The organism is Pedobacter xixiisoli (assembly GCF_900215335.1).
GTDB lineage: Bacteria > Bacteroidota > Bacteroidia > Sphingobacteriales > Sphingobacteriaceae > Pedobacter > Pedobacter xixiisoli.
Window position 1 is genome coordinate 1,017,971 of the sequence record NZ_OCMT01000002.1, and the last position, 12,638, is coordinate 1,030,608.

The window sequence follows — 12,638 nt, forward strand, 5'->3', positions numbered from 1 at the left end:
ATGGATAACCGCATCAATGAACCAAAAACGTAGCCAGCAGTCGATATACACGATACTTATTTACCAGTTTGTTTTATTATTAGCATTTTACGCAATTTGCAGACTGGGATTTTTATTAGTCAACAGATCACTTTTTACACATTTAAGTACTGGAGAAATAGCTCATATTTTTTTAGGCGGAATTAAATTTGATGTGGTTGCGCTGTTGTACATCAACTCATTGTATATTATACTTCAAGCCTTACCAATTCCCTTCAAGTATAGAAAAGGGTATCAAAACTTCAATAAGTGGCTTTTTATTGTTACCAACAGCATAGGTTTCTTAGCTAATTTTATTGATTTTGCTTATTATAAATTCACTTTAAAAAGAACTACTGGCAGCGTCTTCTCTCAATTTAGCCACGAAAAAAACAAACTTAAGCTAACCACCGATTTTCTTTTAGAGTATTGGCTTTTGTTGATCATTTTTTTCCTTTTCATCTATGCCTTTGCCAAGCTTAGCCAAATTCTAAGGACACCAAACAAAGTTCGCTTTGATTGGAAAGCTTATTTAGCACAAACTGCGGCTTTTTTAGTCATCGCATTTTTATTTATTGGTGGTGTAAGAGGAGGTTGGAAGCATAGTACTCGACCAATTACCTTAAGTAACGCCGGCGATTTTGTTAAATCTCCAAGCGATATGAGTTTGGTACTGAACACGCCTTTCAGTATTATGAAGACCCTAAATTCTCCAAAATTAATACCAGTAAATTATTTTGACGAACAAACTTTAACACAATTATATAATCCTATCCATAAAGGAAACGACACTGCAGCATTTAAAAAACTGAATGTAGTTTTCTTAATTATCGAAAGCTTAGGCAAGGAACATGTTGGTGCATTAAATAAAGACCAGCTAAATGGAACTTACAAAGGCTACACTCCTTTTATAGATAGCTTGGTTGAGCAGAGCTTCACTTCAAACCGAACTTATGCTAACGGCCGTAAATCTATCGATGCACTACCTTCTGTAATTTCGGGCATTCCATCTATTAAAGAGCCTTTTGTACTTTCTTCTTACGCTAGCAATAACACTACTAGTATTGCTAAACTACTTGGCGATGAAGGCTACTACACCGCATTTTTTCACGGCGCTCCAAATGGATCTATGGGATTTTCGGCATATACCAACTTGGCGGGCGTAAACCATTACTATGGCAAAGACGAGTATAACAACGATGCCGATTTTGATGGCATTTGGGGTATTTGGGACGAGCCTTTTATGCAATATATGGCAAAAACCATTAATACTTTTAAGCAGCCCTTTTTCACCTCGTTCTTTTCGGTTTCTTCTCACCACCCGTTTAAGGTTCCTGAAAAGTACCAAGGAGTTTTTCCAAAAGGCCCCTTAGAAGTACAAGAGCCAATGGGTTACACCGATATGGCCATACGTAAGTTTTTCGAGGCTGCTAAAAAAATGCCATGGTACAAAAACACCTTATTCGTTCTTTGTGCAGACCACGCAACGGTATCCTATCTCCCCGATTATCAAACAGTACCTGGTTATTTCTCTATCCCCATATTATTCTACTATCCTGCTGGAAATTTAAAAGGAAGGACAGATAAAATTATTCAGCAGATAGATATTATGCCTACGGTACTTAATTACCTAAACTACAAAAAGCCTTATTTTGCTTTCGGTTTTGATGCCTTAAACAATAAAAAAGATAACTTTGCGGTTAATAATAACGATGGTAATTTTAATTTTTATGATGGAGATTACCTATTAATTAACGATGGAGAAAAGTCTATTTCATTATTCAATTTGAAAGAAGATAGAACTACAAGCAACAACTTGATAAACCATTTACCCTTGGTAAAACAAGAATTGGAACAGAAGCTAAAAGCTTTTATGCAACAGTACAACAATAGAATGATAAACAACCAATTAACCACCAATTAAACGATGAGAAAATTAGCCCTGCGCATCATCGATTTTTTCTATCCACCGTTTAAAAATTGGTTTTCTATTCATACTTTTAGGTACATGGCCAGTGGTGGCTTTACCGCGGCTTCTGGTATTGTTGCTTATTTTATCATTTATAATTACATCCTTCAACAAAAAGATGTTCATTTAAACGGTTATTTAGTTACCGCACCAATTGCAGCTTTAGCACTAGAATCTGTCTTTACCTTTGTAGTAGGTTTTATGCTGAACAAGTATTTGGTATTTACACAGTCAGACCTGAAAGGCCGAATCCAATTGTTTAGGTACGGAACCGTAGTTTGTACCAATATCCTTCTTAACTATGCACTCATGAAAATTTTGGTAGAAGGATTTCAATTTTACCCATCTATTTCAAAAGCATTTATCACTATCCTTTTAGCCGTTTTCAGCTATTTTTCCCAAAAGTATTTCTCATTTAGAGTTAAAAAGAAAATCTAGGCAATACATAGCTGTAGCACCATTAACACCTATTCTCTTACTCCGCGTTTTTTCGATTTTTTTAACGGCCTTACCACGAACGTAGCAACAACGTAGGATGAGCGGTAGACCGACGGTAGACGAGCACACCCAAAACGACAATTCCGTCAAAAACCGACAAACACGACAAAAGCCACTAATTAGGAACAAATGCGCCAAATCCGACAGGAATCATTTTTTAAACACTTAATTTAAAACCTTAGATTTTTGCTGCAATATTAGGAACGGAGCATCAATAACTGTTAGAGATATTTAGCCCTATCTTAGCCCACCATTTTTTCACAGAGTTTACAACTCTATAACTGTTCTAATGTGGCATTTGTCAATTTTCTACTAAAACAGTAGTGTTTTCTTGCTTTCTACCGCCAAATCAGCTAATTTAGGGCAATTAATAATGTATAAATGAGCGATTTTAACGACTTTAATAACAAGCAAGTTGCCAAATTGCCTAAACATTTGAGGCAATTTATAGTAGAGCAAAATTATGGGAAATACACGCCAATAGACCAAGCGGTTTGGCGTTATGTAATGCGTCAAAACTATAGTTATCTAAAGCACGTTGCTTATTATCCGTACATTAAAGGTTTGCAAAGAGCAGGTTTAAGTATCGAATACATTCCAGATTTGCAAACCATGAACGACAATTTGGGCAAAATTGGTTGGGGTGCTGTAACTGTTGATGGTTTTATTCCGCCGGCTGCATTTATGGAATATCAAGCTTATAAAGTTTTGGTAATTGCTGCCGATATCCGCCAGATTAACCATATTGAGTACACGCCAGCACCAGATATTATCCATGAAAGTGCGGGCCATGCGCCAATTATTGCTGATGAAGATTACAATGCTTACTTAAGCTATTTTGGATCTATCGGTGCAAAAGCCATGTTTTCGAGTAAAGATTTCGAACTTTATGAGGCTATCCGCAGATTGTCGATTTTAAAAGAAGCGGCCAATGTGGATGAAACTGAAATTGCCAAAGCAGAAAAGGAATTGAAGTTCATTGCAGAAAATATGGGCGAACCATCTGAAATGGCCTTGCTAGGTCGTTTGCATTGGTGGACGGTAGAATATGGTTTAATCGGCACACTGGAAAATCCGAAGATTTACGGAGCCGGCTTACTTTCTTCTATTGGTGAAAGTGCAACCTGCATGGACCCAAAAATCAAGAAACTTTGGTATGATATCAATACGATAAATTACTCTTACGATATTACACAAGAGCAGCCGCAGCTGTTTGTAACACCTACTTTCCAGAACTTAATTGATGTTTTAGAAGCTTTTGCAGATACCATGGCCTTTAGACGCGGTGGCTCAGAGAGTATTTTAAAAGCAATTGAGTGCAAGAACCCAAGTACGGCAGTTTATAGTTCTGGCATACAAGTTACGGGCGTATTTACCGATGTGGGTATCAGCAAAGATGATGAAGTAACGTTCATAAAAACTACTGGCCAATCAGCTTTGGCTTTTGATGGCAAAGAGCTGGATGGACATAGTAAACATTATCATAAAGATGGTTTTTCATCGCCAGTTGGCAAATTAAAAGCTATGGACAAATTGCTAGAAGACCACTCGCTTAAAGATTTAGCTACCTTGGGCATCCAAGTTGGTTTAGAAGGAAATTTAGTTTTTGAAAGTGGTATAGATGTAAAAGGAACAGTAAAAGAAATTATCCGCAAGGGCGATAAAACGATATTGATTGCTTTTGAAGATTGTACCGTAAAAGAAGCAAATGGCAATATATTGTTCCAACCAGAATGGGGCACTTATGACATGGCCTTAGGCGAAAAAATTGTTTCGGTTTTTAATGGTGCTGCCGATAAAGATGCTTACGAAGAGATTACCCATATTAGCGAGCAACTTACACACAAAATAGTGTATGACGATGCTACAAAACGCTTACATGGTTTATATCAAGAAGTAAGGGATATTCGTGAAGCTGGCGAAGGAACAGAAAAATTGGTCGATATTTTTAACGAGCTGAAAACCAGTTTCCGCCACGATTGGCTTTGTGCCATGCAGATTTTAGAGATTTTGCAGCATACATCAAGTAATCCAGCGCTAGAAAACGAAGTAAGGATTTATCTAGAAATGAAAGCGGCAAATGAAAAAGAGCTGACCAAGTTGATTAACGATGGTTTCCATGTAATTGCCAATCCGGTAACACAGTTGATTACTGTAGAGGATTAGTACTTAAATAAACTTACGAAGTTTTAAAAACTTCGTAAGTTTTATACATAAGCTGTCGTCATTTGGCACAGTCGAGAAATTGAAAATCAACGAAGTTAAATCTTTGAATTTACTTATATACTGAGCATTATTACATCCAAAGATTTCTCCACTTCGCTTTGCTTCGGTCGAAATGACGGAGTAAGGAATTAATTGTTCTTCTTTACGTACTTCGTCAATATCACAATCATTTGCTCATTGATTTTTCCTTCAATCTGCTCATTATTATCGTGCACCAATCTAATGCGTTTCACTACTGTACCTTTAGGCGCACTAAAACTGGTTCCTTTAACATCCAAAGCTTGGGTTAAAACCACCGTATCTCCATTTTCCAAAACGTTACCAAAAGCATCGATATGAACCGCAGCTGCTTCTAAACCACTCATTCCCCATTGGATTACATCTTCATCTAAATCAACCATACTCAAAACACCGCTTGCCCAATCTTCGTCCTTATATTTTTGTAAAATGCGAAAGCTCAACGCTTGCACACTTGGCTCAGGATTCCAGATACTTCCCTCTACCACTCTCCAGTAAAAACTTTGGTCAGTTGCTTCTAAGTTTCCCAAACAATCATTACATAAAGCAACGTGGTTTTCTACGGCATCATCCTTTTTTGGGCTTACCACATAGGCATTTGTAGCTTCTGTTTTACTACATAACTCACATAATCCACCACTGCGTTCTTTTAGTTTTTCTAACATGTCTTTTTTGAATTCAAGCGACAAATTTACTCATTTATGTTCATCAGCATCAAAATATGGCATTAATCATTTTTTAAACAATAAATACGAAACATTTTTAATCCCTATCTTTGCCCGCTCAAAGTTATTATCCATGAATATCATCATTACAGGAGCCAGTAGCGGCATAGGTTTCGAAGCAGCATTAGAATTTAGTTTGGACACTAAAAACAAAGTGGTATGTATAGCTCGCTCGGCAGACAAGCTGCGTAAGCTTCACGAAATTGCCAAAAGTATAACTCCAGAATGTACATTGTTGCCTGTAGCTTTTGATTTAGTAAACGATGATTATAGTGTATTAATTCCTTTCATCAAGGAGAAACTAGGTAGCGTAGATATTTTGATAAACAATGCTGGTGCATTGATCAATAAACCTATATTAGAAACTACAGAAATTGATTTAGCTGAAATGCTAGAACATAATGTAATGAGCCACTTTAAAATGAGCCGTTATATGCTACCATTCATGACTGCCGGTGCACACATTGTAAATATTGGAAGTATGGGAGGTTTTCAAGGCAGCGTAAAGTTCGCGGGCTTAGCTGCATATTCGGCTAGCAAAGCTGCTTTACACACCTTAACAGAATGTATGGCGCAGGAATTAGCACAAACAGGAATTAAAATCAACTGTTTAGCATTAGGCTCTGCGCAAACAGAAATGTTAGAAGCGGCTTTTCCAGGTTATGAAAGTCCGGTACTGGCCTTTGAAATGGGCAAGTATATTGCTGATTTCGCTAAAACAGGACACAAATTTTTCAACGGAAAGGTGCTACCAGTAGCGGCAACCACGCCTTAGAGCTAATAAGAGTAATATATCTAAGCAATATCATTTTTTGGCAACAATATTGTTGTTAACCCTGCAATTAAAACTAAAAACTAAAATTAATTAGCATGGAAAACAACGTTATCACTACAGACAACGGTAAAACCGCCTCAATCATCAGTTACTTTACCATTATTGGATGGTTAATTGCATATTTTGCTATGCACAAAGACAACAGAACAGAATTAAGCAGCTACCAATTAAGACAAACACTTCTTTTAAACATTACAGCTCTAGTATTAGGTTGGGGTTTAGGTTTTATACTTGGACTTTTAATTGCTACTACTGGAATTTTTGCACTTATTTATGTTTCTTACGTTGTTCAATTAGGTATTTTTATCATTTGGATAATAGGCTTGATTGGTGCTATCAATGGCCAAAAGAAACCAATGCCTATTATTGGCGAGAAAGCTCAAACCATGTTTGCTTCTATCTAATTGAGCATACTTGAGAGTCGCTAGGCTTTTGAACTTAATTATATGAACAAAGCCTCAATTTACGTTGGGGCTTTGTTTTGTTTGTACAATTAACAAGTTATCAACATTTTATACAAGTTTTTTCTTTTTTATTTAAGTTTGGAAACAAACATGAAGAAAATACTTTTAACCATCTTATTGCTCGGTAGTGTTGCGTTTAGTTCTAAAGCACAAGATAATGTGTCTTTAACAATGCAATATCAGAAAATGATGGAGAAAGTAATTAGTCGCATTCCAGAAGTGGCTAATTCTACTTCGAACAAAATCATGGACTTTGCTAAATCTTTAATTGGAACTAGATATCGTTATGCTTCTAGTAACCCAGAAATTGGTTTTGATTGTTCGGGCTTTGTGAGCTACGTTTATAAGCAGTTCGGTTATAGTGGCGCTCGTTCTTCCGCAGATTTCGCGAAAAAAGGTAAGGCTATTAAATTGGCTGATGCAAAGGTTGGCGACGTGCTAGTGTTCACAGGCTCTAACTCTAGAGTGAGAAGACCTGGTCACGTAGGTATTATCTATTCTATTGACGAGGCAGGCAAAATTAAGTTTATCCACTCTTCTTCTGGAAAAGCCAAGGGTGTAACTATTACTGATTTAGAAGGTTATTACAAGAACCGTTTCTTAAAGGCGGTAACTGTGATGGAATAAAACAGTCGTCAGGTATCAGGGGCTAGGTATCAGTCATGATGGTAAAAACCTGTATCATTTAGTCTTTTCAAATCTACCTCATTAACATTGAAACTTATGTCTTTCAGACTTTACGGACTAAAAGCTTTTTTAACTACTTATAGCAACAACACTTTCAAAGCATCTGCTACTTTACCGTAAGCAATTAATTCTTTCGCAAATTCGTGAAGTTCTCTTTCTCTGTTGGTTTCATCGCCAATGGTTGCATCCAAAATATCTTTAACATTGGTATTCCACTGCATTTCGGCAACTTCATCTTCATTTGGCAATTGTTCTTCATTTCCCAACAAACCTAAATCATTTCCGGTAAGTACTTTAGAACGACGAACCGAAAATGGTAGCGCATCTACGCCTATACCTAATGTGGTTAACGGTTTTGGAACAGTGAACAAACTCTCCGGTGTTACACGACTGTACCAATTGCCTCCCAAACGGGCCACTAAATCTATTTTCTGTTGATCAATTTTACCTTCTGCGTCTAGAATTTCTTCTTTCACGTGGATGACCTTAATTTCTGCCAAGACCAAGTTACCCGCACCATTTTGGTCGCCCAATGGGATAATTTGATTCACTACACATTCTAATTGAACAGGAGCTTCGGCAACTCTTGGCGGTTTCACCAAATGCGAAGTCTCCATAGTAAAACCAGCTTTTTCAAACTCGTTTATCTCTTTGCCATACTCGGTGCTCGACAAACTGGTTTGCTGCACCATCGCATAATTCACAATGTTGACGACACATTCGCCAACTTCCTTCACATTCTCTAAAGTATGTTTAGTGGTGTTATCTCGCACCCTTCGTGCAGGAGAAAAAATACAAATTGGCGGATTGGTGCTGAATAGATTAAAAAAGCTAAACGGACTGAGATTAACGTTTCCCTCTGCATCAATAGTTGAAGCCAAACAAATAGGGCGTGGAGCAATGGCGTACTGCAAGTAGTTTTGCAATTGCATTGGAGTTAAATCATCGCATTTTAATGTTAGCATAATTAGAATTGGAAGATTGTAAAATTGAAATGTTTTAAAGTTATTTTATGCATCTGTCATCCTGAGCTTGTCGAAGGATTTTTATATTTACAAACGCTTCAACAAGCTCAGCGTGACACCAATTGTAAGTTGAATGCAGAAAGAAAATATTTTCACTGCTGTCAGTTTTAGCATAGAAAGGTTTACCTAAGTTACCTAAACCTGATAGCAGCGAGCATCCCGATTTTATCGGGATAAAGCGAATAGCAGGGCTTTCGTAACCGAAGCACACAGAACCCTGCTTTTCAAATATTATTTTTTAAGTGCTAGAATAGAAAAATCAGTATCTGTTTTGGTGATGTTGTTAGTCAACGCTCCTAAGCCATCAATCTCCATTTCTACATGGTCGCCATCTTGCAACCATTGCACTTTATAATTAGGGTCGTTTAATAAACCTGTGCCGTTTAATTCCAAGAAGCAACCGGTGCCTACCGTTCCAGAACCAATCACATCGCCTGGCAAAATATCTACGCCGTAAGCGCAACGCTCAATGATTTCGGCAAAAGTCCAATCCATATCGGCCATGTTGCCGCTAGAAACCTCAATGCCGTTTACTTTGCAGGTCATTTTTAAGTTGTAGGCGTTACCCACATGATTTTCTTTTGAAGGAACTTTAAAAGCCTCCAACTCATCTGGAGTGACCAACCACGGACCAATTACGGTAGAAAAATCCTTTCCTTTAGCTGGACCAAGGTTCAACAACATCTCCTCCATTTGCAAAGTTCGGGCACTCATGTCGTTCATGATGGTATAGCCTGCAATATATTCATCAGCCTCTGAAGCCTTAATGTTGCGCCCTTTTTTACCGATGACTACCGCCACTTCCAACTCAAAATCTAACTTTTGGAAATGGTCTGGCATACATTCAATTTCACCAGGACCTTGAATCGCATTATGATTGGTAAAATAGAAAATTGGATATTGGTCGAACTCTGCGATCATCTCTACCTTACGGTTTCTACGAGCTGCAGCCACGTGTTGTCTAAAAGCATAACCATCTCTACACGAAGTTGGGTGCGGAACTGGTGCTAGAAGTTCATAAAAAACCTCTTCCTTTGGAAAGATTGTTGCATCTAAAATATCCTGATTAATTTTTTTTGCTCTTTCCATTAAAGGCTCGCCACCTTCCAAAAAAGCATTCATGTTATCAGGTATTAATTTATCACAAGAATTAAGATTATAGATATGACCATTAGCGTAAATGCCTAAATGCTCTTTATCTTCTGTTTTGTAGGATACAAGCTTCATTGTTATAAAAAATTTTAGTTAGCGATGTAAAAATCCACATCCCAATGGAACAACAATATTTATTGGAGATGGTTTATAATTGGATGTGTTCAAAGCTATGAAAGCATTATGGGTTTTCCAAAATCTGTTGAATGATACGTCTATTATTTTACCACCTAAAAACATTTTAGACTAATGTAATTTCTAAAGTGAAATAAGGTGACTTAGGTGGTAATTTTTTAAAAGATAAAAATTGAGGTTTGAAACATTGCCGTAAAAAACCTAATTTTACGGAAATAAAAATGAACGAGATTTTCCCATATCAGAACCATTGTGTGGCAGAAGTATTTTCTGCTTACCGATATGCGATGTTATCTAAGTTGATTTTTGCACAATATTCTTTATAGGTATTTATATCTATCTCAAACGTTTTTACAAACTTACGAAAACGCTTTCCATTATTATTCGTTATATTAATTCTAACCAAATTAACCGTATCATATGCCCATTTATCACAGCTTAGGAGCTATACCTCCTAAAAGACATACTGTTTTCCGTAAGCCAAATGGTGATTTATATGCCGAAGAACTGGTTTCTACCGAAGGATTTTCGAGTTTGTACTCGTTGGTATACCATTGCCATCCGCCAACTATTGTTAAAGAATTGGGCGAACCTTACAATGTAGAACCTAAAATTGCTCGTGAAAAGCATTTGCGCCATACTAGTCTAATTGGTTTCAATATTAAACCAGAGGATGATTATCTGCAAAGTCGTAAACCTGTGTTGGTAAATAGCGATTTGCATATCTCTTTGGCTGCTCCTCGAAAATCGATGACTGATTATTTTTACAAGAACAGTCAGGCTGATGAGGTGATTTTTATTCACGAAGGAACGGGAAAATTAAAAACAGGCTTCGGCGAAATTGCTTTCGAATATGGGGATTATCTTGTTGTTCCTCGTGGTACGATTTACCAATTGGAGTTTAATGACGAGAAGAATCGTCTGTTTATTGTAGAAAGTTTTAGTCCGATTCGTACGCCAAAACGCTACAGAAATGCTTTTGGTCAGTTAGAAGAACATTCCCCTTTTTGTGAGCGAGATATTAAAAGACCTCAGAACCTACAGACTTTTGATGAGTTTGGTGACTTTAAGGTTTTGATTAAAAAGCAGGGAATTATGTATCCCTACACTTACGGCACGCATCCTTTTGATTTTGTAGGCTGGGATGGCTTTCACTATCCTTGGGCTTTTTCTATCCACGATTTTGAACCCATTACTGGTCGTTTGCATCAGCCGCCACCAGTACACCAAACTTTCGAAGGGCATAACTTCGTGATTTGTTCTTTTGTACCACGTAAGTACGATTATCATCCATTATCTATACCAGCACCGTATAACCACAGTAATGTAGACAGCGATGAAGTTTTATACTATGTAGATGGTGATTTTATGAGCCGTAAGAGTGTAGAAAAAGGTCAGATTACATTACATCCTGGCGGCATCCCTCACGGGCCACACCCTGGAACTGTAGAAAAATCAATAGGCAAAGAAAGTACAGAAGAATTGGCCGTTATGATTGATCCTTTTAGACCGCTGATGTTAACCGAAGATGCCATTGCGATAGAAGATGAGAGTTATCACAAAAGTTGGCAGATAAACGTAGAATAGGAATAGGATTTAAGGATTTTCAGGATAAGGAAGGATTACTTTACAAGCTTACACTAATAACTTATTATAACATCCGACTTTTCCAGGTTTCGGATTTTCAGACTAATAACAACACACAATGAGCACACAAACATTTGCAGAAAAAATAGCTAAGGCGCAAGATTTCCTTCCCATTAACGGAACGGATTATATAGAATTTTATGTAGGTAACGCGAAACAAGCGGCACATTATTACAAAACAGCATTCGGTTTTCAATCGCTAGCTTATGCTGGCCCAGAAACTGGCGTTAGAGACAGAGCTTCTTATGTTCTACAACAAGGAAAAATCCGTTTGATTTTAACTACGGCTTTAAAATCTGACAACCCAATTGCAGAGCACGTTAAAAAACATGGTGATGGCGTTAAAGTATTAGCGCTTTGGGTAGACGATGCTTACAGCGCATTTGAAGAAACTACTAAACGTGGTGCAAAACCTTATTTAGAACCTCAAACTTTAACTGACGAAAATGGGGAGGTAAAAATGTCGGGTATCTATACCTATGGCGAAACTATCCACATGTTTATTGAGCGCAAGAATTACAATGGCGTTTTTATGCCTGGTTACAAGAAATGGGAAAGTGACTACAACCCAAGCGATGCTGGTTTACTCTATATCGACCATTGCGTAGGCAACGTAGGTTGGAACCGTATGAATGAAACGGTGAAATGGTATGAAGATGTAATGGGATTCGTGAATATCCTTTCATTCGACGACAAACAAATCAACACCGAATATTCTGCTTTGATGAGCAAGGTGATGAGTAACGGAAATGGTTATTCGAAATTCCCGATTAATGAACCTGCTGAAGGTATTAAAAAGTCGCAAATTGAGGAATATTTAGAGTTTTACGAGGGCGAAGGTGTACAACACATTGCAGTTGCTACAAGCGACATCGTCAAAACTGTAAAACAATTGAAAGAAAGAGGAGTAGAATTTTTAAGTGCACCACCACAAGCTTATTACGAAATGATGCCTACCCGCGTCGGCCAAATTGATGAGGAAATAGAGTTGTTGAAAGGATTAGGTATTTTGGTGGATTGCGACGAAGAAGGTTATTTATTACAGATTTTCACTAAACCAGTGGAAGACAGACCTACCTTGTTTTTCGAAATCATCCAACGTAAAGGTGCACAAAGTTTTGGTGCTGGGAACTTTAAAGCATTGTTCGAGAGCCTAGAACGTGAACAAGCCTTAAGAGGGAATTTGTAATTTTCAGGTCTAATCGTCATTTCGAGCGTAGTCGAGAAATCTTTGGATTT

General features: G+C 37.5%; 11 protein-coding genes. 8 read left to right on the forward strand and 3 right to left on the reverse strand.

The window, feature by feature from the left end; genetic code table 11:
* Positions 1-16 precede the first annotated feature (16 nt).
* The 3 genes from CRO54_RS10640 to CRO54_RS10650 all read left to right on the forward strand — a co-directional run bounded on the left by CRO54_RS10640 (position 17) and on the right by CRO54_RS10650 (position 4,651).
* Complete coding sequence (locus tag CRO54_RS10640; RefSeq protein WP_097131751.1) at positions 17-1,942, forward strand: LTA synthase family protein; 1,926 nt, start codon at positions 17-19, stop codon at positions 1,940-1,942.
* 3 nt (positions 1,943-1,945) lie between these two features.
* Positions 1,946-2,425, forward strand: coding sequence for a GtrA family protein (locus CRO54_RS10645; RefSeq protein ID WP_097131753.1), 480 nt, complete (start codon positions 1,946-1,948; stop codon positions 2,423-2,425).
* A 441-nt stretch (positions 2,426-2,866) separates the two neighbouring features.
* Positions 2,867-4,651 (forward strand): aromatic amino acid hydroxylase, encoded by a 1,785-nt coding sequence (locus tag CRO54_RS10650; protein ID WP_097131756.1) that lies wholly within the window; start codon positions 2,867-2,869, stop codon positions 4,649-4,651.
* Positions 4,652-4,839: 188 nt separating this feature from the next.
* Here the strand turns inward: CRO54_RS10650 and CRO54_RS10655 are convergent, their stop codons facing one another.
* Positions 4,840-5,394, reverse strand: coding sequence for a PhnA domain-containing protein (locus CRO54_RS10655; protein ID WP_097131759.1), 555 nt, complete (start codon positions 5,392-5,394; stop codon positions 4,840-4,842).
* Between the two features lie 133 nt (positions 5,395-5,527).
* On the opposite strand from CRO54_RS10655, the gene CRO54_RS10660 reads away from it, so the two are divergent.
* The 3 genes from CRO54_RS10660 (at position 5,528) to CRO54_RS10670 (ending at position 7,380) form a co-directional block, all read left to right on the forward strand.
* Entirely contained in the window at positions 5,528-6,229 is a 702-nt protein-coding gene (locus tag CRO54_RS10660) for an SDR family oxidoreductase (RefSeq protein WP_097131761.1), read from the forward strand.
* Between the two features lie 95 nt (positions 6,230-6,324).
* Positions 6,325-6,693, forward strand: coding sequence for a magnetosome magnetite crystal formation protein family (locus tag CRO54_RS10665; protein ID WP_097131763.1), 369 nt, complete (start codon positions 6,325-6,327; stop codon positions 6,691-6,693).
* Between the two features lie 150 nt (positions 6,694-6,843).
* Positions 6,844-7,380 carry a C40 family peptidase gene (locus CRO54_RS10670; RefSeq protein ID WP_097131765.1) on the forward strand — a complete coding sequence of 179 codons (537 nt, stop codon included), beginning with the start codon at positions 6,844-6,846 and terminating at the stop codon, positions 7,378-7,380.
* A gap of 137 nt (positions 7,381-7,517) precedes the next feature.
* Here the strand turns inward: CRO54_RS10670 and CRO54_RS10675 are convergent, their stop codons facing one another.
* Together CRO54_RS10675 and CRO54_RS10680 are read right to left on the reverse strand one after the other, a co-directional pair.
* Positions 7,518-8,405 carry a flavin reductase family protein gene (locus CRO54_RS10675; protein ID WP_097131767.1) on the reverse strand — a complete coding sequence of 296 codons (888 nt, stop codon included), beginning with the start codon at positions 8,403-8,405 and terminating at the stop codon, positions 7,518-7,520.
* A gap of 291 nt (positions 8,406-8,696) precedes the next feature.
* Positions 8,697-9,692, reverse strand: a complete 996-nt coding sequence (locus CRO54_RS10680) for a fumarylacetoacetate hydrolase family protein (RefSeq protein WP_097131769.1) — start codon at positions 9,690-9,692, stop codon at positions 8,697-8,699.
* Positions 9,693-10,172: 480 nt separating this feature from the next.
* Here CRO54_RS10680 and CRO54_RS10685 point away from each other — a divergent pair, with 480 nt between their 5' ends.
* On the forward strand, positions 10,173-11,339 hold the full coding sequence (locus tag CRO54_RS10685) for a homogentisate 1,2-dioxygenase (RefSeq protein WP_097131772.1): 1,167 nt from the start codon (positions 10,173-10,175) through the stop codon (positions 11,337-11,339).
* A 118-nt stretch (positions 11,340-11,457) separates the two neighbouring features.
* A complete protein-coding gene (hppD, locus tag CRO54_RS10690; protein WP_097131774.1) occupies positions 11,458-12,588 on the forward strand; it encodes a 4-hydroxyphenylpyruvate dioxygenase in 1,131 nt (376 codons plus the stop codon).
* The last annotated feature ends 50 nt before the right edge of the window (positions 12,589-12,638 follow it).